The organism is Salinispora goodfellowii (assembly GCF_059570675.1).
This window is the reverse complement of the sequence record NZ_JCANTD010000002.1, coordinates 131,977-157,858: the sequence shown is the minus strand read 5'-3', so window position 1 is coordinate 157,858 and position 25,882 is coordinate 131,977. Positions and strand designations below refer to the sequence as shown.

At 71.5% G+C, this 25,882-nt stretch carries 20 protein-coding genes and 1 pseudogene; 11 read left to right on the top strand and 10 right to left on the bottom strand.

Features of this window, described 5'->3' with window-relative positions; genetic code table 11:
- Positions 1 to 13 precede the first annotated feature (13 nt).
- The 7 genes from T398_RS03160 (at position 14) to T398_RS03130 (ending at position 7,895) form a co-directional block, all read left to right on the top strand.
- Entirely contained in the window at positions 14 to 1,996 is a 1,983-nt protein-coding gene (locus T398_RS03160; protein WP_496444359.1) for a class I tRNA ligase family protein, read from the top strand.
- Between the two features lie 12 nt (positions 1,997 to 2,008).
- Positions 2,009 to 3,322, top strand: a complete 1,314-nt coding sequence (locus tag T398_RS03155) for an aspartate aminotransferase family protein (RefSeq protein WP_496444357.1) — start codon at positions 2,009 to 2,011, stop codon at positions 3,320 to 3,322.
- Between the two features lie 69 nt (positions 3,323 to 3,391).
- Positions 3,392 to 3,985, top strand: a complete 594-nt coding sequence (locus T398_RS03150) for a sigma-70 family RNA polymerase sigma factor (protein WP_496444355.1) — start codon at positions 3,392 to 3,394, stop codon at positions 3,983 to 3,985.
- Between the two features lie 21 nt (positions 3,986 to 4,006).
- Positions 4,007 to 5,041, top strand: a complete 1,035-nt coding sequence (locus T398_RS03145) for a hydroxyacid dehydrogenase (RefSeq protein ID WP_496444353.1) — start codon at positions 4,007 to 4,009, stop codon at positions 5,039 to 5,041.
- On the top strand, positions 5,038 to 6,306 hold the full coding sequence (locus tag T398_RS03140; RefSeq protein WP_496444351.1) for an adenylosuccinate synthase: 1,269 nt from the start codon (positions 5,038 to 5,040) through the stop codon (positions 6,304 to 6,306). Before T398_RS03145 ends, T398_RS03140 begins: the two co-directional genes overlap by 4 nt.
- A gap of 21 nt (positions 6,307 to 6,327) precedes the next feature.
- The gene (locus T398_RS03135) at positions 6,328 to 6,897 is read left to right on the top strand and encodes a phosphoribosylaminoimidazolecarboxamide formyltransferase (protein ID WP_496444349.1); all 570 of its coding nucleotides are present in this window, start codon (positions 6,328 to 6,330) and stop codon (positions 6,895 to 6,897) included.
- Positions 6,894 to 7,895 (top strand): PfkB family carbohydrate kinase, encoded by a 1,002-nt coding sequence (locus T398_RS03130; protein ID WP_496444347.1) that lies wholly within the window; start codon positions 6,894 to 6,896, stop codon positions 7,893 to 7,895. The genes T398_RS03135 and T398_RS03130 overlap by 4 nt, the downstream gene beginning before the upstream one ends.
- 205 nt (positions 7,896 to 8,100) lie before the next feature.
- Here the strand turns inward: T398_RS03130 and T398_RS03125 are convergent, their stop codons facing one another.
- On the bottom strand, positions 8,101 to 9,321 hold the full coding sequence (locus T398_RS03125; RefSeq protein WP_496444345.1) for a beta-ketoacyl-[acyl-carrier-protein] synthase family protein: 1,221 nt from the start codon (positions 9,319 to 9,321) through the stop codon (positions 8,101 to 8,103).
- 403 nt (positions 9,322 to 9,724) lie between these two features.
- Between T398_RS03125 and T398_RS03120 the strand changes: the two genes are divergently transcribed.
- Positions 9,725 to 12,247 (top strand): helix-turn-helix transcriptional regulator, encoded by a 2,523-nt coding sequence (locus tag T398_RS03120; RefSeq protein WP_496444918.1) that lies wholly within the window; start codon positions 9,725 to 9,727, stop codon positions 12,245 to 12,247.
- Between the two features lie 124 nt (positions 12,248 to 12,371).
- Here the strand turns inward: T398_RS03120 and T398_RS03115 are convergent, their stop codons facing one another.
- The 4 genes and pseudogenes from T398_RS03115 to T398_RS03100 all read right to left on the bottom strand — a co-directional run bounded on the left by T398_RS03115 (position 12,372) and on the right by T398_RS03100 (position 15,918).
- Positions 12,372 to 12,662, bottom strand: coding sequence for a hypothetical protein (locus T398_RS03115; RefSeq protein ID WP_496444957.1), 291 nt, complete (start codon positions 12,660 to 12,662; stop codon positions 12,372 to 12,374).
- Between the two features lie 115 nt (positions 12,663 to 12,777).
- Positions 12,778 to 13,620, bottom strand: a pseudogene (locus tag T398_RS03110) (MFS transporter); the annotation flags it as partial.
- Positions 13,621 to 14,182: 562 nt separating this feature from the next.
- Positions 14,183 to 14,380, bottom strand: a complete 198-nt coding sequence (locus T398_RS03105) for a hypothetical protein (RefSeq protein ID WP_496444343.1) — start codon at positions 14,378 to 14,380, stop codon at positions 14,183 to 14,185.
- A 227-nt stretch (positions 14,381 to 14,607) separates the two neighbouring features.
- Positions 14,608 to 15,918, bottom strand: coding sequence for an RNA polymerase sigma factor (locus tag T398_RS03100; RefSeq protein WP_496444341.1), 1,311 nt, complete (start codon positions 15,916 to 15,918; stop codon positions 14,608 to 14,610).
- 154 nt (positions 15,919 to 16,072) lie between these two features.
- Between T398_RS03100 and T398_RS03095 the strand changes: the two genes are divergently transcribed.
- Positions 16,073 to 17,353 carry an activator-dependent family glycosyltransferase gene (locus tag T398_RS03095; protein ID WP_496444339.1) on the top strand — a complete coding sequence of 427 codons (1,281 nt, stop codon included), beginning with the start codon at positions 16,073 to 16,075 and terminating at the stop codon, positions 17,351 to 17,353.
- 39 nt (positions 17,354 to 17,392) lie between these two features.
- Here the strand turns inward: T398_RS03095 and T398_RS03090 are convergent, their stop codons facing one another.
- The 3 genes from T398_RS03090 to T398_RS03080 all read right to left on the bottom strand — a co-directional run bounded on the left by T398_RS03090 (position 17,393) and on the right by T398_RS03080 (position 21,592).
- Complete coding sequence (locus tag T398_RS03090) at positions 17,393 to 17,737, bottom strand: YciI family protein (RefSeq protein WP_018731888.1); 345 nt, start codon at positions 17,735 to 17,737, stop codon at positions 17,393 to 17,395.
- A 107-nt stretch (positions 17,738 to 17,844) separates the two neighbouring features.
- Positions 17,845 to 18,942 (bottom strand): acyltransferase family protein, encoded by a 1,098-nt coding sequence (locus T398_RS03085; RefSeq protein ID WP_496444337.1) that lies wholly within the window; start codon positions 18,940 to 18,942, stop codon positions 17,845 to 17,847.
- A 106-nt stretch (positions 18,943 to 19,048) separates the two neighbouring features.
- On the bottom strand, positions 19,049 to 21,592 hold the full coding sequence (locus T398_RS03080; protein WP_496444335.1) for an AprA-related methyltransferase: 2,544 nt from the start codon (positions 21,590 to 21,592) through the stop codon (positions 19,049 to 19,051).
- Between the two features lie 181 nt (positions 21,593 to 21,773).
- On the opposite strand from T398_RS03080, the gene T398_RS03075 reads away from it, so the two are divergent.
- Both T398_RS03075 and T398_RS03070 read left to right on the top strand, forming a co-directional pair.
- On the top strand, positions 21,774 to 22,343 hold the full coding sequence (locus T398_RS03075; protein WP_496444333.1) for an NUDIX domain-containing protein: 570 nt from the start codon (positions 21,774 to 21,776) through the stop codon (positions 22,341 to 22,343).
- An 87-nt stretch (positions 22,344 to 22,430) separates the two neighbouring features.
- Complete coding sequence (locus T398_RS03070; protein WP_496444331.1) at positions 22,431 to 23,618, top strand: DegT/DnrJ/EryC1/StrS family aminotransferase; 1,188 nt, start codon at positions 22,431 to 22,433, stop codon at positions 23,616 to 23,618.
- A 2-nt stretch (positions 23,619 to 23,620) separates the two neighbouring features.
- On the opposite strand, the gene T398_RS03065 is transcribed toward T398_RS03070, so the two are convergent.
- Both T398_RS03065 and T398_RS03060 read right to left on the bottom strand, forming a co-directional pair.
- Positions 23,621 to 24,625 carry a Gfo/Idh/MocA family protein gene (locus T398_RS03065; protein ID WP_496444329.1) on the bottom strand — a complete coding sequence of 335 codons (1,005 nt, stop codon included), beginning with the start codon at positions 24,623 to 24,625 and terminating at the stop codon, positions 23,621 to 23,623.
- Between the two features lie 4 nt (positions 24,626 to 24,629).
- Complete coding sequence (locus T398_RS03060) at positions 24,630 to 25,871, bottom strand: class I SAM-dependent methyltransferase (RefSeq protein WP_496444327.1); 1,242 nt, start codon at positions 25,869 to 25,871, stop codon at positions 24,630 to 24,632.
- Between the last annotated feature and the right edge of the window lie 11 nt (positions 25,872 to 25,882).

Sequence of the window (25,882 nt, the reverse complement as noted above, 5' to 3'; positions counted from 1 at the left end):
AGAGGGAATCCCGATGATCGTCACCGGCATCCCGCGTTCGGTCGCGGACCTGAACGCGCCGGACTTCGTGCGCAGTGCCCCGCCCGGTTGGACCGCGGACGCGCCGCCGCCGTTCGCGGTCACCCGGGTCACGCTACGCCCCGGCGAGATCACCGCCGCGCACAGCCACCACGACACCGAGGTGTGGATCATGCTGGCCGGGCGCGGCGAGGTGCGCTCGGACGGCCGGGTCGCGGCGGTCACGGCCGGCGACACCGTCACGCTTCCCCCGCTGGAACGGCACACGCTGCGCAACCTGGCGGACGACGAGCCGCTCACCTTCCTCAGCGTCTACTGGGAGGACATGCCGCGGCTGGCCGCCGCACACGCCCCGCGCCGGGCCGCGTCGGTGGCGCGGGACGAGCGGCCGGTGCTGCTGCTGCCGTCGTTTCCCACCCCGAACGGCGAACTGCATCTCGGGCACATGGCCGGGCCGTACCTGGGCGCGGACTTCGCCCGGCGGGCGCTGCTCGCCGCCGGCACCCCCGCTCACCTGCTACTGGGCACGGTCGGCCACCAGAGCCAGGTGGCCGCCGCCGCGAACGCCGACGGCGTGTCGTTCCACACCCTGGCGGAACGCAATACCGACAGCATCATGGCCGGGCTACGGGCGGCGGGCATCGAGTGGGACGTGTTCGTACGGCCCCGCGACGAGGTCTACCCGGCGCTGGCCCGTCAGGTGTTCGAGCGGTTGCGCCACACCGGCGTGGTCGTCCGGCGGACCGTGCCGACCAACTTCTGCCCGTCGTGCGAGGTGTTCCTGTTCGAGGCGTTCGTGGCCGGCGCCTGCCCGCACTGCGGGTCGCGGGACACCGCGGGCATCGAGTGCGAGAGGTGCGCACTGCCGTTCGCAGACGCCGACCTGGTCGACGCGTCCTGCGGCACCTGCGGCAGGGCCGCCGAACACCGGCCGCTGGAGCGCTGGCTGATGCCGCTGGAACCCCTGCGGGACCGGCTCACCGCATATCTCGCGTCGGTACGGACCGGGCCGCGGATCGCCGCGTACGCGAGCCGGATCCTTGCCGGACCACTGCCGGACCTGCCGGTGAGCGTGGTCGCCGCCGACGGCATCGAACTGCCGGACAGCAGCGGACAGCGGATGTACTCGGCGTTCGAGCTGGCCGCGCGGTTCCTTACCGCGGTCGACCGGCTGGCCCGCGACTCCGGCGCCGACGGTTGGCAGTCCTACCTGGAGGAGCACCGGCCACGGACCGCGCTGTTCTTCGGTTTCGACAACGCGTACCTGCGCGTGGTGGTGTTCCCGGCGGTGCTGGGCGCGTTCACCGACCGGATCGACCTGCCGGACACGCTGATCGGCAACGAGTTCTACCTGCTCAACGGCGCGAAGTTCTCCACCGGTCGCGGGCACGTGATCTGGGGCCGGGACGTCTTCGACGACAAGACCCGGGACCGGCTGCGGCTGTTCCTGGCGGCCACCCGGCCGGAGCACCGGCGCCGCAACTTCTCCACCGTCGACCACGACGCGTTCGTGCAGCGCGAACTGGTCGGCCGGCTGGACGACTGGCTGGCCGGGGTCGGCAAGCGGGTGGCCGGGCGGTTCGCCGGTCGCGCGCCCACCGCCGGCACCTTCTTCCCGTCCGCCGAGGAGTTCGCCGGCCGGATCGCCACCCTGCACACCGAGATCACCGCCGCACTGGCCCTGGACCGGTTCTCGCCGGCCGGCGCGGTCGCCGCCCTGCTGGCCTTCCTGAAGACGGCGCGGCGGTTCGCCGAAGACGCCGAGGACCTACTCACCGCGCCCGCGTTGGATGCCCCGGCGCGGACCTGTGTCGCCCTCGAACTGATGGCGGTGCGCAGCCTGACCCAGGTGCTGCGACCGCTGGTACCGGCCGCCGCGGACCGACTCGCCGAGCAGATCGGCACCGTCGAGGCCACCGCCGAGCCGCGCTGGGTCACTCCCGGCACCCCCGTCCGTGTCAGCCCCCTGTTCTCCTGAGGAAGGACCCAGATGACCACCTCCGCGTACGATCTGGCCGGCGTGGCCGCTGCCAGCACCGTCGCCTCGGCCGAGTTCAACCGGCGGGCCCGCGCCGTGATGCCGGGCGGGAACAGCCGAACCGCGGTCTACAGCAGCCCTTATCCGATCTACGTGCGGTACGGGTATGGCGCCCGGGTCGTCGATGCTGACGGCACCGAGCGGCTGGACTTCTTGAACAACAGCACCGCGCTGATCCACGGGCACGCGCACCCGACGATCGTGCGGACGGTGGCCGAGGCAGCGGCCCGGGGTACGTCGTTCGGGATGCCGACCGAGACCGAGGTGGCCTTCGCCGAGGCCCTGACCGCCCGCAACGAGACGTTCGAGCACGCGCGGTTCACCAGCACCGGCACCGAGGCGGTGATGATGGCGGTGCAGGCGGCCCGCGCGCACACGCTCCGGCCGAAGCTGGCGAAGATCGCCGGGGCGTACCACGGCGCGTACGACGCGACAGCCATCAACAACGACGGCTCGGGATCGCTGATCACGCACGCCACCCGGGGCATCCCGGCCGGGGTCTCTGACAACACGGTGATCATCCCGTTCAACGATCCGGAGGGCGCGCTGAAGGTCCTCGACCGGCACGCCGGCGAGCTGGCCGCGATCCTGATCGACCCGCTGCCGTGGCGGATCGGCCTGGTGCCCGCGTCCGCGGAGTACCTGGCCGCGCTGCGCGGGTTCTGTGACGAGCACGACGTGGTGCTGATCTCTGACGAGGTCGGCTCGTTCCGGATCGGGATGCGCGGCGCGATCGCCGAGTTCGGGTACGCCGCGGACCTCACCGTGCTGGGCAAGGTAATCGCCGGTGGTATGCCGATCGGCGCAGTCACCGGCCGGCGCGACGTGATGGCCGTGTTCGACCCAAGCGCCGGATCACCGCCACTGCCGCACTCCGGGTCGTACAACGCGAACCCGGTCAGCATGAGCGCCGGCCTCGCGTCGCTGGCGCTGCTGACGAGCGACGAGATGGACCGGATCAACGGCCTCGGCGCGGACGTGCGGGACCGGATGCGGCAGATCCTGGCCGACCGCACGCCGGGCGGCTGGACGGTCAACGGCACCGGATCGCTGTTCCGGGTGCTCGGCCCGGACGCCACCGGCGCCGGCGGCCGCCCGGTGAACGCGGTGAACCTGTTGTCCCGCATGCTCCTGCGGCACGGCGTGCACATCGGCGACTCAGGGCTCGGCTGCGTGTCAACGGCGATGGAGCCGGACGACATCGACGCGTACGCGCGGGCGTTCACCGCCGCCGCTGACGACGTCACGGCCGGCCTCGCGCAGTAGCTGAAGTCCCGTTGGTGTTCGTCCCGGCCCGGGACCGGGCGGCCGATTCCCCGAGGAGGAACAAGCCCCATGGGTGGGACAGTGCAGGAATTCGAGAGCCATCGCCGCCGGCTCCTGGCGATCGCGTACCGCTGGGTGGGTTCCACCGTCGAGGCCGAGGACATCGTGTCGGAGGCGTGGATCCGGTGGCACCGGGTCTACGACGTACGCGATCACGGGGCGGTGCTGTCCACCATCGTCACCCGGCTGTGCAGCGACCACCTCAAGTCGGCCCGGATCCGTCGGGAGAAGTGCAGCGGCACGGCCCCGCCGGAGCCCGCCGACCCGACCCCGGCCGGCCCGCACCACAAGCTGGAACGCGACGAGGAGATCGCCCTGGTCGCCCGGCAACTGCTGGAACGGCTGAACCCGGCGGAACGGGCGGTCGTGGTGTTGCGGCACGGCTTCGAGTACACCTATCGGGACGTCTCGGCGATCACCGGCATCCGCGAGGCGTCCTGCCGCAAGCTCTACAGCCGCGGGCGAGCCCGCCTCGCGGGTGGCCGCCGGTTCCGGATCGAACCGGAGAAGCAGGCCGAGCTGGCGTACCGGCTGGTCGCGGCGAGCCGGTCCGGTGAACTGCACGCCCTGGAGCGGTTGCTGGCCGCGGACATCAAGAACTGACTTCCGAAGGGGTTCTGTCGAATGCGTCTGAACGTCCTGATCGTCGGTGCCATGTACCACCCGGAGGCCGAGGAGCTGCTGGAGCGGCACTTCGCGGTGACCCGGGTCGAGCCGGAGGAGCTGGCGGCGTCGCCCGCCCTGCGCACAGCGCACGGGCTGGCGGTGCGCTACCCCACGCAGATCACGGCGGAGATCGTCGACGCGGCCCCGGAGCTGATCGCGGTGCTGTCCAGCGGGCGCGGCGTCGACAACATCGACATCGCGGCCGCGAGCAAGGCCGGGGTGGTGGTGGCCAACAATCCCGGCCTGGGTGGCCGACCGGTCTCCGAACATGCGCTGGGGCTGCTGCTGTCGGTCACCCGGGACCTGGGCGCGGTGGCCCGCGACGGGATGCCCGGCGCATGGGAGAAGCGGCTCAGCACCCGGCGCGTCGAGCTCGGCGGCAAGACGCTGGGCATCGTCGGCTGCGGCAACGTGGGCGGCTGGATGGCCCGGCGCGCGTCGGCCGGCTTCCTGATGAACGTGCTCGCCTACGACCCGTACGTGTCCGCCGAGACGATCGACGGGTACGGCGCGACCAAGGTGGATGACCTGTACGAGATGCTGGCTGAGTCCGATGTGGTCAGCTGCCATCCCGAGCTGAACGACGAGACCGAGAACATGTTCGACGATGACATGTTCGCCCGGATGAAGCGCGGTGCCTACTTCCTCAACACATCGCGCGGTGCGGTGGTGGACACCGCCGCGCTGGTGCGGGCGCTTCGATCCGGGCATCTCGCGGGCGCCGCGCTCGACGTCTACGACCAGGAGCCACCGCTGGCGGGCAGCCCGTTGCTCGGCATCGACAGACTGGTCCTCAGCGCACACGTCGCCGACTTCACCGTGGAGACGAAGCACGCGCTGGCGATGTCGGCGGCCGGGCAACTCGTCACCGCACTGAGCGGCGAAGCCCCGCCGCATGCCCTGAATCCGGAGATCTGGGGGCCCTCTTCGGCCCGCCTTTCCGGAATACTGGCATCGACATCCGCACATGCGTATCGGGAGGACCCGCGTTGATCTCCACGGTCGTCGGTCTCAACTGGGGTGACGAGGGCAAGGGGAGGATGGTCGACTATCTGGCCGCGGACGCGGACATCGTCGGCCGATACCACGGCGGCAGTAACGCCGGGCACACCATTCAGCTCGACGAAGGCAGGTTCACCCTGCACAGCCTGCCCAGCAGCGTCTTCCGCCCGGGGGTGCGCAACGTGCTGGGCCCCGGCATGACCGTCGATCTGGACGGGCTGCTGGCCGAGATCAACCTGGTCACCCGGCACGGCGTGGACCCGTCCGACATCCTGCTGTCCGGCAACGCCTCGATCTGCTTCCCGTTCCACCGCGATCTGGACGCACACGAGGAAACCCGACTGGGTCGCAACCAGTACGGCTCCACCAAGATGGGCATCTCCCCCGCGTACGGCGACCGGGTGATGAAGAAGACCCTGCTGGTGCGGGAACTCTTCGAGACCCGCCAACTCGCGAGCCGGCTCTCGGCGGTGGTCGAGTGGGCGAACGTCCGGCTCGAGAAGATCTACGGCGAGCCCGGTTGGGACCTCAAGGAGGCCGAGCGGTGGGCGGCGGACGTCCGGGAGCGGATCGAGCCCTACCTGAGCGACACCAACGCCGTGCTGACGCAGGCCGAGCAGGCCGACGCAAGCGTGCTCGCCGAGGGGCAGTTGGGCGCGCTTCGCGACATCTACTTCGGCATCTACCCATTCTCCACGTCGTCCGCCTGCCTGGCCGCGCACGCGCCGGTCGGCCTCGGGGTGCCGTGGGCCCGGGTCCGGCACACCATCGGCGTCACCAAGGCGTTCTCCAGCTGCGTCGGCGCCGGGCCGTTCGTCACCGAGTTCGACGACGAGCGGTCCGCGTTCCTGCGCAGCCGGTGGGGTGAGTTCGGCGCCACCACGAACCGGCCCCGGCGCCTGGGCCACTTCGACGCGGTGGCGACCCGCTACGGCGTCGTCATGCAGGGCGCCGACGAGGCAGCGGTCACCAACCTCGACCAGCTCAGCGGCACCGGTGAGCTGAAGATCTGCACCGGCTACCGGATCGACGGCCGGGTCACGCCGGACTTCACCCCATCGGTGGCGGCGCTGTCCGAGGCGGAACCGTGCTACGAGACCTTCGCCGGCTGGGACACCGACATCACCGGCGTCCGCGCATACAACGACCTGCCGAAACAGGCCCGCGTATACCTGCAGGCGATCGAGGCGCTGCTACGCGTACCGGTCACCTACGTGTCGGTCGGCGCGCACCGCGACGCGCTCGTCACCCGCTGAACCCCGCACGGAAGGAATCCGATGCTCGCAGTTCTGGCAGTGAGCAACAAGCGTGACGTTGACCGGCTGGCCACGGGTCTGCTCGGGCTGGGCTGGGACGTGGTAGCCACCGAGGGCACCCGGCGGCGGCTGGCCGAACGCGGCGTCGAGGTGGGTGCGGTGGCCGACCTGGCCGGCGTGCCCACCTTGCTCGGCGGCCGGGTCAAGACGCTGACCGTGTCGCTGATGGGCGGCATCCTGGCCCGCGACAACCCCGCCGACCTGGCCGAGGTCGCCCAGCACGGCATCACCCGGGTCGACCTGGTCGCCTGCAACTACTACCTCCTCCCGGAGCGGGCACCCCGGCTGCCGTTCGAGGAGTTTCGGGAGAAGATCGACGTAGGCGGCCCGGCGATGCTGCGGGCCGCCGCGAAGAACTGCGCGCACGTGGTGCCGCTGAGCGACCCGGACGACTATCCGGCGGTGCTGAAGGAGCTGGCGGAGGGTGGGGTGAGCCCAGAACGCCGGATCGCGCTGGCACGTAAGGCTTTCGACATCAGCGCCGCGTACGACGCGTCGATCAGCCGCCTGTTCGCCGCGACGGGCACGTGACCCGCCGCCCGGTCCTGGTCGGCACGGTCACCCTGGACGTGCTGCACGAGGGCCCGATCGGCTCCGGCCGTGCCCCGGTCACGCTGCGCTGGGGCGGCGTGATGAACAACATGGCGTGCGCGATGGGTGCCCGGGGCGCCGGTCCCACGCTGGTGACCGCCGACTACACAGGCGAGCTGGCGTCCGCGGTCGCCACGCATCTGGCCGGCAACGGGGTGCGGTGGACGCCACTGCCGTTCGCCGCGCCGCTGCCGCTGTTCCACGCCGAGCTGGCCGACGGCTCGGTGCGGGAGAAATGGTTCATCGGCGGAGCGGCGATCGACGGCCTGAATCCGACCGCGCTGGCCGCCGGTCGGTCCCTGTTCGACACCGCGAGCGTGCTGGTCGGCGGTACCGACGCCACGGTGTCCGCGCTGGACCGGCTGGCCGCCGAGGCGGCGGAGCGCAGCGTACCGTTCTGGCTGCTGTCCGCCGATCCGACCGAGACCGGCAAACTGCAGCCCGGCCGCCGCGACCGCGACCTGACCGCGCTGAACCTGCTCGAGCTCGGTCGCTGGGCCGGCCGTCCGCTGGCCTCGATGGTCGACGTGACCGCAGCCGCCACCGAGCTCGCCGGTGCCGGGCACTGCCTGGTGACGCTGGGCGGTCAGGGCGCGTTGCTGACCGGCCCGGACGGCACGTTCCGGCAGACGCCGCCGTCAATCGACGACCCGGCGCTGACCGTGGGAGCGGGTGACGTGCTCCTCGGCTGCCTGCTGACGGCCCGCCTCGGCGGGCAGGACTGGCCAGCCGCGTTGCAGGAGGCGACCGAGCTCACCGGGGCGTTCCTGGACGAGCCGGCATCGGCAGAACGGCCGTACCGGGTGTTACGCGATGACGCGGACCGGCGGCCGCGCTGCCACCCGCCTGCGGGGGGTGCGGAAGCGGCATGGCCTCGTCGATGCTCTTGCGGAACCGCGGGTCCCGGAGGACAAATTCCACGTCCTCGTACGCCGTGACGAGCCAGGCCTCCAAGCCGGGCGGCAGATATGCCATTCCGGTCTTCAGGACAATGGGCGTTGGTTTGTTGCCGTTCTCTTTGATGACCCGGTAGGCCGGATGCGGATCGGCGTAGAAATCGTGATCGAGGGCTATCGGACACTGACCGGTCCGGTCGCCGCTGGCGCCTGTCATCTCAACCTGCAAGGGGGTGCGTTCGGGAAATTACGGCCGGCCGAGGACAAGGGAGACGTTGTGCCCGCCGAAGCCGAAGGAATTGGCCAGCGCGCACTCCCAGCTCCCGGTGCGCGGGGCGCCGCGGACGACGTCCAGTTCGACGTCGGGGTCGAGCTCCTCCAGGTTCCGCACGGGCGGTACGCGGCCGTCGCACAGCGCCAGCAGCGCGGCGATGGCGCCGAGCGCGCCGGAGGCACCGAGCAGGTGCCCGGTCATGGACTTCGTCGCGTTCACCACGGGGTGGATGCCGATGGCCTCGGCAATGGCGCGGGCCTCCGCCACGTCGCCCTGCGGGGTGGAGGTGGCGTGCGCGTGCACGTGGCCGATCCGCTCGGCGGCGACGTCGGCGTCGCGCAGCGACATCCGCATGGCGCGGACCTGCCCGGCGACGTCGGAGGCGGTGATGTGGGTGGCGCTGGAACTGATGCCGGCGCCGAGGACGGTGCCGTGCGGGGAGGCGATGCCGCGGGCCTGGGCGTGGTCGGCCCGCTCCAGGACGACCAGGGCGGCGCCCTCGCCGAGGACGAAGCCACCCCGCTTGGTGTCGAAGGGACGGCAGGCGTGCGCCGGGTCGTCGTTCTGCGTGGACAGCGCCATCATCTGCGCGAACGCGGTCAGCGGCAGCGGGTGGACGCTGGCCTCCACACCACCGGCGACAACGATGTCCGCACGGCCCGAGCGGATGAGGTCCAGGCCGAGGGCGATGGCCTCGGCGCCGGAGGCACAGGCGCTGACCGGGGCGTGCGCACCGGCCTGGGCGCCCAGGTCCATGCTGACCCAGGCGGCAGGGCCGTTGGCCATCAGCATGGGGACGGTGTGCGGCGAGACCCGGCGCGGGCCGGAGGTCTCCAGGACGTGGTTCTGGACCAGCAGCGAGGTCAGGCCGCCGATGCCGGTGCCGATGACCACGGCGAGGCGCTCGGGGTCGGGCCGCGGGCTGCCCGCGTCGGCCCACGCCTCGCGGGCGGTGACCAGGGCCATCTGCTCCGAGCGGTCCAGCTTGCGCGCTTCGGTCCGGGGCATGGCCGCGGCCGGATCGGCGGTGAGCCGGGCCGCGATGCGGACGGGAAGGGCTTCCGCCCAGCTTTCGTCGAGCGCTCCGATTCCGTTCTCGCCGGATTGCATCGCCGCCCATGTGGTGGGCAGATCCACACCCAGCGGCGTCATGGCTCCCAGGCCTGTGGCCCAGACCTCGATCGCGTTCTGCATGTATCTGGACGCTAGTCAGCGCACGACGCGGCTGACAAGATTTCAATTCGCTCCCGACCCCCCGGATTTCCGAGCCATAGGGGCCCCCTGCTACCCCCTATTTCGGGGCCGACGAATACCTATTCCCCTATAGGGGTGTGTTTCGGCGGAGCGCTGCCGGCGTGCGCGCGGGGTGTCCGCGCGGTGGTGCGGGAGGTGTCCAAGTGGTGCCTGGGACGTGTCCCGAGTGTTCGCGGACGCGTCCCGGGACGGTCTCGAGCGGCCCGGGGCACCCGGCGTCCGGGAACGCTCGGTGCGTCTCATGTTTTGATCTACCTGAGCTAGGCAACGCAGTTCGGCGGAGTCGGCCGTTGTGAGGGGAGCGTCTGTGGGGACGGCAGACGGGCGTCGGGCGCGCGAGGTCCTGGAAGACCTGTTCGCGCGGGCAAGGGAGGGCCAGGGACGCGCGGTGCTCGTCACCGGGGCGGCGGGCATGGGCAAGACCACCCTCGTCCACGAGCTCCAGAACCACGCGCTGAGCTCGGGTGCCAGTGTGCTCACCGCCATCGCCTCGCGCGCCGAGCACAACCTCCCTATGGGCGTCATCGGCCAGCTGGCGGCGGCCGCCGGGGCGGCCGCCCACCCCGCTGGCCCGGCCGCGGCCGGCGCGGACCCGGGTACGGGCGCGACGCTCCAGGCCGTCGACGCCTTCCACCGCCTCATGCTCGGGCTGGCCGAACGCGATCCCCTCGTCATCACCGTGGACGACGCGCACGAGATGGACGCCGCCTCCCGGCACTGCCTGCTGTACCTGGTCCGCCGGGTGGGCGCCTCCCGGATCCTGCTGGTGCTCGGCGAGCGGGCCGACACCTCCCAGCCGGGCTCCACGCTCACCTCGGAGTTCGTCCGCAATCCGCGCTGCGCGCTGGTTCAGCTGGGCCGGCTTTCCGTCGCCGGCACCGAGTCCGTGCTCGCCGCGCTCCCCGGCGCCCGGCCGGCCGCGGAGAGCGCGCCGCTGTGGCAACGCGCCTCGGGCGGCAGTCCGCTGCTGCTGCAGGCGCTGCTCGACGACCGCGCCGACGGCGCCGCGGCGGAGCCGGCCGCCGGTGAGGCGTTCGCGCTGGCGGTGCGCCACCTGCTCGACCAGCTCGACCCGGCCACCGCCCGCACCGCCCATGGCCTGGCCGTCCTGGGCGACGACGCCACGGCCGCGGACCTCGACCGGCTGCTGGACCTGCCCGCCGGTACGGCCGCCCGGGCCACGGCGACCACGGACGCACTCGGCCTGACCGAGGAAGGGCGTTACCGCGTCGCGGCCGCGCGCGCCACCGCGCTGGCGGAGCTGCGCCCCGAGGAGCGGGCCGCGCTGCACCGGGCCGCGGCCCGGCTGCTCTATCAGCACCGGGCCGCGACCGGCGAGGTGGCCCGCCACCTGGTCGTCGGCGGTCCGGTCGACGAGAGCTGGGGGCTGGCCGTACTGCGTGACACGGCCCAGCAGGCCCTGCGCACGAACGACCCGGAACGCGCCCTGACCTGCCTGCGGGTGGCGCACGACGCGTGCTCCGACCCGCGCGAGCGGGCTCAGGTGCGCGCCGAACTGGTGCAGGCCGAATGGGAGGTGGACCCCGCCGCCGTCCGCGTCCACCTGCCCGGTCTCGTCGAGGACCACCGCGCCGGGCTGCTCGAACACCGGCAGAGCATCCGCCTGATCGCCCACCTGCTGTGGCACGGCCGGCCCGAGGAGGCGGACGCCCTGTTCGCCGACCTGGACCCGGTGGAAGGCCGGCTGCCGAGGGACTGCCGGGCGCAGTTGGAGACGATGCGGGTCTGGTTCGCGCACTCGTACCCGGTGCTCGGAGCCCGCTACCGGGAGCACACGCTGCTGGACGAGGCGGCGCTCAGCCGGAGCGTGGGCGCCGTGGATCCGCAGGCCGACGGGGCTCTGCTGCTGCACGCGCTGAGGTCCGAGGGGCCGACCGGGGAGGTGCTGGAGACCGCCGAACGGCTGCTCCAAGGCATGGTGCTGCACGATCCACCGGTGGCCCCGACCATCGCCGCGCTGGCCACGTACATGCAGGCCGCCCGGCTGGACCGGACCGCGGACTGGTGCGACCTGCTGCTGCGGGAGGCCGACCGGCGCCCGCCGGTGATCCGGGCGATCCTCGCCGCCGCCAGTGCCGCGGTCGAGAGCCGGCTCGGCAACTTCGAGGTGGCCCGCCAGCGGGCCGACCTCGCGCTGACGCTGGTCGGCCCGACCGCCTGGGGCATCGCCCTCGGCGTGCCATTGGCCGCCAAGGTGCTGGCCTGCACGGCCCAGGGCGACCGGGAGGGGGCCGCCGAGTGCTTCCGGGTGCCGGTGCTCGACGTGATGTTTCAGACCCTACCCGGATTGCCCTACCTGCAGGCGCGGGGCCGCTACCACCTCTCGGTGGGCCGCTACCACGCGGCGCTCGGCGACTTCCACGCCTGCCGCGACCTGATGGCGGCGTGGGACCTGGACGTCTCGGCGTCCCTGTCGTGGCGGGCGTACGCCGCCGAGGCACTGATCGAGCTCGACAGCCCGGCGCAGGCCCGGGAGCTGCTGGCGGAGGAGCTGGCCCGGCAGGGCGACGGCAGCGGCGGCAACCCGTGGCTGAAGGAACGTTCGCTGCAGTTGCTCGACCGGCTGGGCAGCCCCCGGCCGGCCGGGTCGGCCGCGACCGCCCCGGGCCGGGGCGGGCCGGCGGAGAGCGGTCCCGAGGAGCTGAGCAAGGCGGAGCAGCGGGTGGCGCTGCTGGCCTCGCAGGGTTGCACGAACCGGGAGATCGCGGCCCGGCTGTTCGTTACGGGGAGCACCGTCGAGCAGCACCTGACCCGCGCCTACCACAAGTTGGGGGTGCGGGGCCGGGCCGATCTGCCCGCGGTGCTGGGCCGGGTGCCGGCCGGCGGAAGGGGCTCCGACTCTTAGTGGCCAGTGCGCTCGCCGCTACTGTCGGATCGAGACGCCGCCGCACCGAGCCTGGCCGTGGCGCTCAAGTCGGGACTGTTGCCGGTTTACCACACCTGCCCGGACATGTCCCGCTAAGTCTGAATCAATTGTTCACCGCTGCGAGCACGGCAGGCGGTCGGCTGCGCTCAGCCCATCGGGTAAGTCCCGGTGCGAGCAGTCCGGCGATCGCGAACAGCACGGCGGTCGCGACCCAGCCGGCCGTTGTGCCGCTCAGGATTAGCAGAGACAGCAGGGCAGGACCAGCCGCGCGGACGAGGCCGCCGATCAACTGGTCCACACCCTGGTATGCGCCGATCGCGTCCGGACGCGCCAGGCCGTAGGCGAGGCCAGCGCCGCCTACCGAGTGCCACAGGTCGCCAAGTGTGTAAATCACGGTCGTCGCCAGGAGGAGTCCAATCGCAGCGGCGGGGGGGCATGCTGCCGCTGGCGCCGAAGAGGAGCATCGCTAAGGCTAAGACCAGACCAGCGCGGCGTACCGAGTTGCCGGCTTCGATTGTGGAGTTCACCGCACGACTGAGGCGCACGGCCAGTAGCACCGTTAGCACGGTGTTCGTGAGCAAGATCCCGGCGACCAGGCCGGTTGGGGCCTCCGTGTGTGACACCACCCAAAGCGGGATGATCAGCGTGAGTACCACCTCGTGCAGCGAAATGACAGCCGAGGCGGTGCTGACTGCGAGGAAGGGCAAGTCTCGCCAGGCCTGCCCGCGGGGAGCGCGTCGTGGGATGTCCCGTGCCGGTCGTCGCGACGAGGGCGGCAGGCGGAGAATGAGAGCGGCCGAGATCGCGTAGGTCGCCGCATTGCCGATCACCAGTAGGTCGTACGCGGTCCGGCTGTCGACTGTCAGAACGATTCCGGCCAGAGCAGCGCCGACACCGATGCCCAGGTTGGCGACCGCGCGCAGCGTCGCGAAGGCCGCCACCCGTTCGGAAGGCTCGACCACGGCCGCGACCAGCGCAGCGCGGACAGCAAGGTTGCCCGCCACGAGTAGGGCGTCGAACACCGCGACCACGAGGAACGTCTCGAATGAATCGACAAGCAGATACGTAGCAGTGACCGCAGCTTGCAGGAGTTGCAGAGCTGCCCGCAGCGTACGCGGGTCGTACCGATCGGCGAGCCCGCCAAGTGGAACGCTGGCAGTCAGCCCCACCAGTGCGGCTGTGGTGAGGCCGATCCCGACTTCGGGGGCGGTTAACCCGACGCCACGGGTGAGGAAGAGCGCCGAGCCGGCGAGCCAGAGACCTAAGCCCAGCGTGTTGGCCAGGGTGGCCCAGGACAGGGCGCGTAGGTGCCCCGGTGGAGGAATCGGCGAGACAGCCGACCATCCCGTCATGAGGCGGCGCTAGCCGGATTGGCCAGGGCGGGGCAGATCATTTCGGTCATCCTAGTTGGGCAGGTGCCGTTTTGATCATGACGGAGGTTCGCGGTTGAGGCGGCGTGCGGAATGGTCGTTGGGCACGAAGTGCGCCGCGACCGCGGTGACCAGTTCAAACAATTGGTCCAAATAGCGATGGATCGATCCACGAAGAAGTAGATCAGGCCGCGGGCGTCGTGATCGTGAGATTGATCACCCGAAGGCGTCCCGCCACCCAGAGGCGCCATCTGGCTGGGCGACGAGGCGAGGACGTAGCCCTGCTACGTTGGCGATAGCATTGCGGAGGTTGGTGTAAGCGGCTTCCTGGAGGTCGGCTACGGCGCCTCGGACATCCCGCTCGGCCTGTGCTTGCTCTTCAGTGGACATGTCTCTGGGCTTCCGCCCGCGCTTGTTGATCCCCCGCAGCCATGCCGCGACGATAGCAATTGAGCATTGTCCCGAGCTGTCCCGAACTCGGCTCGCAGGGGAACAACATCGGCATGCGGCGACGCCGAGTAGCCCCAGAACCGCATCGGCGATCCTATCGCCCCGACACCTCATACCGGGGCGCTGCCGGCGTACCCAGCAGCACCCCCAGCCACGGCCAGCAAGCCTCCAGGGCCCGCACCAGTCCGTAGTAGCCGCCCACCGCCAGCGCGACCACGCCCGCGGTGAGGCCGGCGCTTCCATGGCCTTCACCGTGAACCGCCCGGCTCGGCTCTCCCTCAATGTCTAACAACGCGGCAGGCTTCGCTCTCCGCTACGGACCGCTGATCTGCTCCCCCAACAGGGCTTTCGGCGCTGGGCTTCGACCCGGCCCGTTTCCAGGCCAAGCCGCCAGCCTGCTACCGGGCCTCCTGGCAGCTACCCGGACCGGACTCACACCGGCAAGCAACGACGAGCTTCAGACCAAGACACGACCGCTGGACGATCACCTCTCAATCACTGGACGCACCGGTTGCCGTACTAGGGGTCGACGATCTCGGCGAGCCGGGAGGCCAGGAACGCCCGCTCCGCCTCATTGTCGGCGAGGTCGAACGCCTGCCGGTAGGCCGTCGCGGCCTCCGGGCGCCGGTCCAGGCGGCGCAGCAGATCGGCCTTGACCGCTGGCAGGTAGTGGTAGCCGGCCAGCCCACCGGCGTGTTCCAGCTTCTCCACCTCGGCGAGCGCGCTCGCCGGTCCGGCGACCATCGCCATCGCCACCGCCCGGTTCAGCGCGACCACCGGCGACGGCCACACCTTCAGCAGCTCGTCGTACAGGACGAGCACCCGGCCCCAGTCGGTGTCGGCGTAGGCCGGCGTCGTGGCGTGCACCGACGCGATGGCCGCCTGCAGGGTGAACCTGCCGGGAGCCTCGCACTCCAGCGCCTCCTCGACGAGCCGGCGGCCCTCGTCGATGGCGGCCCGATCCCAGGCTGACCGGTCCTGCTCCTCCAGCAGCAGCAGCCGGCCCTCGGCGTCGGTCCGCGTGGCCCGGCGGGCGTGAGTGATCAGCAGCAGCGCGAGCAGCCCCTTCACCTCGCGTGCGCCGGGCATCAGCTCACGCAGCATGCGAACCAGGTCGAGCGCGCTCTCGGCGGGGTCGGCGCGGGTCAGCGTCTGACCGGACGGTGCGGTGTGGCCGGTGGTGAACAGGAGGTAGATGACGGTGAGCACGGAGTGCAGCCGCTCCGGCAGCTCGTCGGCCTCGGGGACGCCGAACAGGATGCCAGCGCTGGTGATCTTCTTCTTGGCCCGGGTGATCCGGGCCGCCATCGTCGGCATGCTGACGAGGAAGGTCTTGGCGATGTCGATGGTGCTCACGCCGCAGACCAGCCGCATGGTGAGCGCGATCTGCGACTCGCGGGCCAGTGCCGGGTGACAGCACATGAAGATGAGCCGGAGCCGGTCGTCGTACATCAGCGGACCGGGTGCCGAGCCGGCCTGCGCCGTGTCGGCCTCGGGCTCGGGCTCGACGAGCAAGTGCAGCTTGGATCTCAGGGTCTTGGCACGCCGCAGCGCGTCCAGCGCATTGCGGCGGGCCGCGGTGGACAGCCAGGCGCCGGTGTTCTCCGGCACGCCGTGCCGTTCCCAGGCGTCGAGCGCGGAGACGTACGCGTCCTGCACGCACTCCTCGGCCAGGTCGAGATCCCGCAGCAGCCGCGCCGTCGAGGCGAGGAGCGCTCCCCACTCCCGCCGGTGCGCGAGAGCCACGGCGTGCCGGACCTCGGCCGAGTGGGTGCCGGCCGCAGATCCGTCGTCGTCCCTGTTCACGTCGTCGGAGGCGGGCTTGTGCATGGGCCGTCCAGGCATGAGCGATCGGGTTGTCACTACCGTAGCCTCCGGTCTCAGAGCGCGGTCGAGGGGAGTGACACGCGCGCCGGACCGACCGTTTCCCGGGCGCGCATTTCTGGAGATACCCGGAACGGGCGCCGGCACCATACTGAGCGCCATGCGCGTCCTCTTCGTGACCAATCCCTTCAAGGCCCACCTCTATGCGCAGGTGCCGCTGGCCTGGGCGCTCCGTGCCGCGGGGCACGAGGTGTGCGTCGCCGCCCCGCCGGAGCTGAGTGAGGCGATCGCGCACTGCGGCTTGCCTGGTGTTGCGATCGGCGCGGACATACCCCCGCTGCACGAGCGGGTGGCGGGTTTCGAGGCGCCGCCGGGCGCCTGCGACCCGCGGGGTGACCGCACCGGGAGGTCGGTGCAGAGCGACTACGGCTGGGGCGACCCGCACGTCGAGCTCCGCGACTTCACCCTCGGCGTCCATCAGGTCTTCTTCCCGGACGCGGTGACCGACGACCTGGTCGGCTTCGCCCGCGCGTGGCTCCCCGACCTGGTGATCTGGGACTCCAGTGCCTTTCCCGGCGCGGTCGCGGCGCAGGTCGTCGGCGCCGTACACGCCCGCTTCATCCTCAGCGTGGACCGGATGGCACAGGTGCGCGCGGCCTGCCGGGCCGGGCTCGGCACCGCCGGAGATCCGCTGCGGGACTGGCTGCAGCCGGTCCTGGAACGGTACGGCCGGGACTTCGACGAGACGACGGTGCTGGGCCAGTGGACGATCGCCCCGACGCCGCCGTGGATCTGGCAGCCGGAGGGCGTGCACTACGTCCCGATGCGCAGTGTGCCGTTCAACGGCCCGGCGACGACGCCGCGGTGGGTGTTCGAGCCGCCCGCCCGCAGGCGCGTCTGCATCACCCAGGGCATCTCGCACCGGGACGCCGGCATCGGCGAGGCGGCCTCGGTGAGCGACCTCTTCGAGGCGGTGGCCGACCTCGACGTCGAGGTGATCGCGACCTTCAACGCCCAGCAGCTCGGGCCGGCGACGGCGATCCCGGACAACGTGCGCAACGTCGACTTCGTCCCGTTCACCTCGCTGTTGCCGACGTGCGCGGCGCTCGTTCACGACGGTGGGGTGGGAAGCTTCGCCACGGCGTCGGAGCACGCCGTTCCGCAGGTCATCGTCCCGCACGACGCCAAGGTCGAGAAGTGGTGGGGTCCGGTGGCGATGAGTGACGGGCTGGAGCGCCACGGGGCCGGCGTCTATGCCGCCAACGCGAACAGCCTGACCCCCGCCATCCTTCGTGACAGCCTCAGGCGGGTGCTGGAGGACCCGTCGTTCGCGGACAACGCCGCCCGGCTGCGCACCGAGACGAGGGGAATGCCGACCCCGGCCGACGTTGTGCCGGCGCTGGAAAAACTGACCGCCGACCACCGGGGGTCGCACGCCTGATCACGCCGACGCCGCGGCGTCGGCGTGGTCAGGCGTGCGTCACTCGGCCGGCGGGACGAACAGCGGCCGGACCTCGACGCCGCCGCCGTACTGGGTGGCCGGGTTGAGCTTGGCCACCTCCAGCGCGATCTCCGGACTGGGTGCCTCGATGACGAAGAACCCGGCGACGACCTCCTTGGCCTCGATGAACGGGCCGTCGATGACCACGTCGCCGCGGACCGAGGTGGTCACGGTGCTGGGTTGCAGCGCGAATCCGGTGACCGGGGTGACCCCCAGTGCCGCCACCTGGTCGGGGTAGCTCTCCAGCGCCTTCTCGTAGTCGGCCGGGAGGTCCATCGGGTCGGCCGGCGCCGGCTGGTAGACCAAGATCCCGTACTGGGCCATCAGTGCCCCTCCAAATTGATGCTTCTCACTGCCGCTCCGGCGGACAGCATCCGCCGGAGTCGACGACGGTCCCGCAGAAAATAGCACCGGCGCCGCACACAACCCCCTCATTCACGCTCGGCGGCCGGAACGGGTTTCGGCGTCCGCCGGCGCCGCGCGGTGGCGAAGCGCCGGTACATCGGGTTCTCGATCAGGGTGAACTGGAGCCAGGCCATACCCAGCGTGACCGCGAAGAGCAGGGCGAGAACGGCGAAGCCTACCGGCGTACTCCAACCCTCGGGCGAGCCGAGCCATTGCCGGACGTAAATAACCACCAGGTAGTGCCAGATGTAGAAGGCGAAGGACAGATCCCCCAGCTTGACCATCACGCGACTGCCCAGCCAGCCAGGGCCGTACCCCTGCCGATCCCGGGTGGCTGCGGTCAGGATGATGAGCCCGATCGGTACGACATGGATCGCCGCCATGTTCAGACGCTCCGGGATCAGCGGGGACAGGGCGTAGATCGCCACGAAGATCGCCACAGCGGAGCCGAAGGTCAGCGGGATCCGCCGACCGGACAGGACGATCTTGGCCAGCAGCATGCCCAGGACGAACTCCAGCATCCGGATCGGCGGGAACTGCTGGATCACCCACATCTCCAGCTCCGGCCAGCCCAGGCCCTCGATCGGCGCGGACGGCGGCAGCAGCCCCGGGGCCAGCAGCGGCGTGACGAAGCAGGCCGCCACCACGCCGCCCGCCCAGGCCCACAGCCGTTCCGGCCGGATCCGATCGACCAGCCGGATGAGGAACGGGAAGCAGAGGTAGAAGAACAGCTCGGCGGAGAGCGACCAAGCCGGCGGGTTGAAGGCGATCCGGCTCCCCAGATCCGGGACGAACGACTGCAGGGCCAGCAGGTGCACCAGCACGGTTCCGCCCTGGATAGGCACGTGCAGGATCAGGCCCAGCACGGCGATGTAGACCAGGAGAGTGGACAGGTAGTTCGGGAACACCCGGAAGGCGCGGCGCCGCCAGAACGTACCGGTGGTGTCCGATGGCCGCCGTGCCCAGGTCATGACGAAACCGCTCAGCACGAAGAAGTAGACGAGCCCGGCCCAGCCGCCGAAGATGATCAGCCCGGTGTACTCCATCTGGAAGTTCGAGGCGAACAGCATCGACCCGACGAGGGCATGGGTGAAGAACACCAGGAGGCCAGCGAAAAAACGCATCCCGGCCAGCGAGTTCAAACGTACGGGCGTGGTTTCTGAGGCATCTCTGTACGGCGCTTCCTGCAGCATCCGGGCTCCCATTTTCCGTTGTTTTCCAACACGTCTCTCAGCGCGACCGTTCATATCTTCCGAGCGCCCATTCGACGTTGAGACCGAGCGCGGTGCCGGCGGGCCCGCGCATCAACTCGGGGAGCACGCGATCGCGCATGAGATGCCGGATGACGGCCTCCCGCAGGTCCCGGTCGGCGATCTCGGCGAGGTATTCCGCCTGGTTGGCCGGGACGAGCGCCGTCATCAGGCACTCCTCCGCCAGAAGCTCGTAGGTACGCCGCTCGACGGCGCCGCGGAAATGCGGCGCCAGGGCAGCCGCCACGGATGCCCTGGTCTGCGGGGTGGGCAGGATCCGCCGGTCGGCGCGCCGCTGCGCGCTCGACCGCTCGGCGGGCCGCACGCGCGCCACCGCGTCGCGCAGCGGCGGCGCCAGGGAGAGTGGCTCGGCCGCGTCGAGCGCGGCCAGCCAGTGGCCGCGCAGCAACCGGTTGGGGTCGTGGAAGAGCAGCGCGTGGGGACCGGCCGGGCCCAGATCTGGTGAGCTGAAGCAGAGCAGGCCGCCGGGCCGCAGCACGCCGGCCAGGGACTCCGCGGCCCGCCGCATCGCACCGCCGGTCAGCAGGTGGAACACCATGTTGGCGAGCACCACGTCGACCCGCTCGCCCGCCGTCACGTCGAGCAGCGGGCGGAACGCGGTGCCGGTGCGCAACGCGTGGAACCGTGTCCAGGGCTGCCCGCACAGCAGGTCGTAGCCCTGCGCGAACCAGCTCGTCGGGATGTCGACCAGGTGCAGCTCGAAGGTGGCGCCGCGGGCGGCGAGGCGCGCTTCGACGTCGTGCGCGACGCAGGCCTTGATCAGCTCGATCGAGGCCAGCCCGGTGCCGGCGCCGTAGTCGAGGACCCGGACGGTGTCGCCGCGCCCGGCGCTGTCGATGCGCGCCTCGACGGCCCGCAGCGTGTCACGGACCACGATCCCGGTGGCGCCGGAACACCACAGGCGCGGATGGGCGACATCGCCGTCGGTGAAGAGGAGACGGTGCAGCTGCTCGCCGTCCGTCCGGTCGGCGCCCGGGGCGGGTCGCCACGTGTCACGGCGGTCGGTCACGATACGGCGCGGCGCCGACCGTACGGGTTCGAGGCGGTTGAGCGACACCGCGACGAACGGCCGGGTGGAGGGGTAGCGGCGCTCGATGTGGCTGACCGGCTGCAACCCGGCAAGCCGGCAGCACCGCATGAAGGCGGAGTGCTCGACCGGATACTGGTGCGAGAGCCCGTGATAGGCGTCGAAGGCCACCGAGTGCAGAGCGCCGAGGTGACGCCGCGTCACGTGCGGCGCCACACAGTGCGCCTCGAGCACGACCAGTCCGTGCTTGCGCACGTATGGCACCCACCTGCGGAAGTGCTCGACGAGGTCGGCCTCCACCTCGGTGGCCGCCAGCGGACGCCCGTCAGGGGCGACGTAGGCGCCGGTGGACCAACCGGGCAGGGCGGTCTCCGGGCCGCCGCCGAGGTAGCGGCGGTCGTGGTCGAGGAACGCTCGGATGTGCAGGCCGTCTTCGATCGCCAGGCCGTGAGCGGCGAGTTGGTCACGCAACGCGCCGGGGTCGCTGACATCGCCCTGGAGCAGCACCGGGTCATGCAATCCGGCCGCCCCCAGCACCTCGCGCGTATGGTCGAGCGCCACCCGACTGGTGTCGATGCCGACATAGCGGATGCCGTCCCCCAGCAGGTCATGGAGGTGCGCCAGCCAGCTGCCGTCGCCGCAGCCCATGTCGGCGACGAAGGTGGGGCGCGGCGTGCGGCTGAAGATCTCCGTCAACACCGGGTCGGCGTCGGCGAAGTAACGCCGGTGCGCGGCAGCGCTGGCCTGCACGTTGAGCCGGCGCTCGCAGTGCCATTCGCCGTCGCCAGGCTCGACGAGCAGGTCGCCCCGGCAGAGCTGTTCGAGGCGGGCGAGCATGGGCAGGTAGGAGCCCACCATCCCGAGGTGGACGACCAGGTCGAGTCCGGCGCGCCCGGACGGGGTCCAGCAGCCGTCACCGTCGCGCCAGCCGAGCAGGGACAGCAGCCGCGCGACGTCGCCCTCCGGCCGGGGCAGCCGTCCGGTGCCGCGCAACGACAGCAGGGCGGGTACGGCCAGCGCGCCGTCGAGGTGCGCGGTGACCACCCCGTCCGGGTCGGCGCCGGACCGCCAGTGCTCGTGGGCGTCCAGTACCTCGGCGAACGCCTTCTCGGTGGCAGTGCTCCAGGGCCGGGACCAAACTTCCGGGTCGTTGTCGGCGAAGCGGCTCAGAAACCGCCCGGCAGCCACGTACCGCTCGCGGTGGCGCATCGCGGCCCGGCCCTCGTCGGTCCACGTCCGGGCGGACTCGTCCAGCCAGCCGACTGCGGCCAGGGAGCGCCGAGCGACACGCAGGTAGCCGTTCTCCGGCCGGTCGGCCGGGCCGGCCGGGTCCAGCAGCCCCAGGGTGTCGAGAGCGCGGACCGTCGAGCAGAGCAGCACGCCGTCCTGGTGGAGGAACGCGGCCCGGCGCGCCGCCTCCCGGTCAGCGCCGGTCCGGGCGGGGAGATGGTGGGTCGCGGCGGCAGTCGGCAACATGGAGACCTCGCAATCGGCCCCGTCACCGTCACAGCGGGCAGCGGGCGCGCACATCTCCTCGGTTGCCCGATCCCGGCGGCGGCTGCGGGGCCGGACATCGCACCGGTGAAGTCGGCCTCCCGCCGGCAGCGCCGTTATCCTCGACGCGGCGGTCCGGGCACGAGGAACGGTGGTGGTGGAGGTGGCCGAGCCCGCGGAGTCCATGCCCGGCGTCATCCGGGCGGTCTCCTCCCGGGAGATCTACCGCAACCCGTGGCTCTCGCTGCGCGAGGACGTGGTGGAACGGCCGGACGGCACCTGCGGCATCTACTCGGTGGTCGACCGGCCCGACTACGCCGTGGTGATAGCCGCCGAGAACGGCGGGTTCCACCTGGTCGAGCAGTACCGGTACCCGACCGGCGGGCGGTACTGGGAGTTCCCCCAGGGCTGCTTCCCGGCCGGCCGCACCGGCAGCGCAGAGGAATTGGGCCGTGCCGAGCTGGCCGAAGAGACCGGCATCAGCGCGACGTCGTGGACCTCGCTCGGCCAGCTCCACGGCTGGCACGGCGCCAGCGGCCAGCAGTTCACCGTCTTCCTGGCCACCGGCCTGAGCCCCGGAGTGCCGCGACGTGAGCACGAGGAGCAGGACATGCGCCACCGCTGGGTGCCGCGGGCGGAGTTCGAGCGGCTGATCCGCACGGGCGGCATCCGCGACGACTCCACCACGGCCGCCTATCTGCTGCTGCTCCTGCACGAGCGGGCGACCGCTTGACCGGTGCCGCAACCTGCGCGATGCGCGGCCCGCGCGCCCGGTGCGAGCGTAGGACCGACGTCCCGCCACGAACGCCGAGGAGCCCGTATGGATCAGATGATCAACGTCGTGCAGCCCTCGCTTGGCGAGCGCGAACTCGCGGCGGTGCGGGAGGTGTTCGCGAGCAACTGGGTCGGCCGCGGTCCTCGGACCGCCGCGTTTGAGGAGGCGTTCGCGCGGCACCTCGGCGTCGGCCCCGAGCACGTCACGGCGACGAACTCGTGCAGTTCGGCCACGTTCGTCGCGGCCGACCTGCTCGGCGTCGGCCCCGGTGACGAGGTCGTGCTGCCGACGGTTAGTTTCGTGGCGGCCGGCAACGCGATCGCCGGGCGCGGCGCGCGGCCGGTCTTCTGCGACGTTGACGAGGCCACACTCAACCCGACCGTGGCCGACGTCGAGGCGGTGCTGACCGAGCGCACCAAGGCCGTGGTTATCCTGCACTACGGCGGGCGGCCCGGCGCGGTCGCGGAAATCGCCGAGCTGTGCCGCGACCGCGGGATCCGGCTGGTCGAGGACGCCGCGCTGGCAATCGCCTCGACCGTGGATGGACGCGCTTGCGGCACGTTCGGCGACATGGGCCTGTGGAGCTTCGACCACGCCAAGATGGTGGTCACGGTGGACGGCGGCATGCTATACGTCCGTGACCCGGAGCTGGCCGGCCAGGCATCTAAGATCGCCTACCTCGGCCTGGAACAGCGCGCGGCCGGCTCGACCGGACTCTTCCACAGCGGCTACGACCAGGCGCTGCGCTCACCGACCCGCTGGTGGGACTACGACGTGGTGTCGTTCACCGGCCGGTCGACCACGAACGACGTCCTCTCGGCCATCGGCCTGGTCCAGCTGAGCCGGCTGGCGGAGTTCGTCGCCCGCCGCCGCGAGGTCACCCGGGCCTACGACGAGGGCCTGTCCGACGTGGCCGGGCTGCGCCTCCCGCCGCCCCTGCCCGCCGGCCACACGTCCTCGTACTTCATGTACTGGGTGCGGTTCGAGGACGACATCCGCGACCGGGTGGCGCGCGACCTGCTCGAACGCGGCATCTACACCACCTTCCGCTACCCCCTGATGCACCAGGTGGCCGCGTACGGATCACGCGCGGTCCTGCCCCGCGCCGAGGCCGCCGCCGATCGGACGCTGCTGCTGCCGATCCATCAGGCGCTCTCCGACGCCGACGTCGACCGGGTCATCACCGAGGTGCGCTCCTGCGTCGCGGCCCGCCCGGCACCGGCAGCGTTCTGATCCTAGATCCGCACGGCGACCTCGCGGATGCGGGCGACCAGGGCGGCGGTGCCGGCGGCAGTGGCCGCCCACTGCTCGTGGCCCGGGTCGCGGCCGTGCGCGCGGGCCGCGCCGACCGCCGCTGCGAAGGCGCTCACGCCGGCGCTGAGCTGGTGCTCGGCGGGCAGGGTCAGCTCCTCCACGCGGTTCTGCGACTCGATGCGCAGGGTCGGGGCGTGCCCGGGCGGCGGGGTGAAGGCCCGCTCGACGACGAGCTGGCCGGAGCTGCCCCACAACCGGTAACGGGAGCCGAAGCCGTGCTCGAACCCGAAGCTGCCCGTGGCGATCACGCCATCCGCGGCGTGCACGACGAAGCTGCCCGCGACGTCCACCCCGAGGGCCGGGTCGCAGCGCAGCACGGCGCCCGCGACGGTCAGGTCGTCGCCGAGGAAGTACTGCATCGCCCGTACCGGGTAGACGCCGACGTCGAGCAGGGCGCCGCCGCCCAGGTCGGGCCGGTACCGAACGTCGTCGCGGGGCATCGACGGGAAGCAGAACGAGCTCTCGACGTGCCGGAGCCGGCCGATGCTGCCCTCCCGGACCAGGGCGCGCACCCGCTCGTGCTGACCGTGGTGCTCGAAACCGTAGTTCTCCCGCAGCACCAGGCCGTGGGTAGCCGCCGCCCGGATCAGCTCGGCGGTGTCCCCAGGCCGAGTGGTCAGGGGTTTCTCCGCCAGGACGTGCTTGCGGCGGTCCAGCGCCGCCAGGGCCATCTCGTGGTGCAGTGCGTTGGGCAGCGCGATGTAGACGGCCTCCACGTCGTCGCGGGCCAGCAGGTTCCGGTAACCCGCCACGGCGTCGCCACCAAACCGGGCGGCGAATTCCTCCGCCCGGGCGCGGTACCGGCTGGCGACGGCGGTCAGCACCGTGGCGGGGTTGTCCCGGAGAACGGGCAGCATGCCGCGCGCGCCGAACGCAGAGCAGCCGATCACTCCGAAGCGCAGCCCGCCGGTGGGGTGGGAGCGCATCCCGTCAGACCACGGAGACGGTCGGCAGTGGGAAGACCATCCGCCCGCCGCGGGCCAGGAACTCCTGCTCCCGCTCCACGAACCCGGCGCGGTGCACCCACGGCAACACCAGCAACTGGTCGGGCCGGCACGCCTTGGCCTCCTCCTCGGAGACGATCGGGATGCCGGTCCCGGGCGTGATGTGGCCGTGCTTGCCCGGGCTGACCTCACCGATGCACGGTAGGTCCGCCGGGCCGATCCCGCAGTACTGGAGGACCACGTTGCCCTTGGTCGACGCCCCGTAGCCCAGGGTCAGCCGGCCGGCGGCACGCGAGTCGTCCAGGAACGCGCGCAGCCGGCCGCGGTGCTCGCGGACGCGACGGGCGAAGTCCTCGTACGGGGTCATGGTGTCCAGCCGCATCGCGGCCTCCCGCCGGCGAATACGCTCGATCCCGGCGGCGTCGACCGGGTGCCGGGCCGGATCCTTGACCAGGGTGACGCAGAGGCTGCCGCCGTTCACCTGGGTGATCTCGGCCGTGGTCACGGTGAGGCCGACCCGCTCGGCCATCCACTCGATCTGGCTCAGCGCGTAGTACTCCAGGTGCTCGTGGCATACCGCGTCGTAGGCCAGCACCTCCAGCATGGAGCCCAGGTAGCTCATCTCGATCAGCCACACGCCGTCGTCGGTGAGGAGGTCGCGGACCTCGGCCATGAACCTGGTCGGGTCGGGCAGGTCGTAGAACATCGCGATCGAGGTGACGAGCTTGGCCCGGCGGTCGCCGTACCGCTCGGCGAAGACCTTCCGCGAGAAGAAGTCCGGGATCAGCTCGATGTGGTCGGGATAGTAGTGACGCCACTTCTCCCCCGTCGGGTCAACGCCCACCAGCGTGGGCCCGCCAGCGGGGTAGCCCTGCAGCAGGGTGGAGTCGTTGCTGCCGATGTCGACGACCAGGTCGGCGGGGCCGAGATCGACCATGCCGGTGAGTCGGGCGACCTTGCCGTGGAGGTGCTGGACCATGAACGGCCGGATGCCCGAACGGTAGCCGTAGCGGTCCCCGTACATCAGCGACAGGTCGTTGGTGTGCTGCAGCTGCACCAGCCCGCAGCCGTCCGGGGAGCACTTGACGAGCTCCAGCGGAGAGGCCGGTACCACCTCGTCCCGGCTGCCGGGGAAGATGCCGGTCAGCGCCTGGGTGCCCAGGTCCAGCACGGGCAGCAGGGTTCGGTTGCCACAGATGCGGCACTCGGTGCACTCAGCGATGTCCATGATGCCTTCCC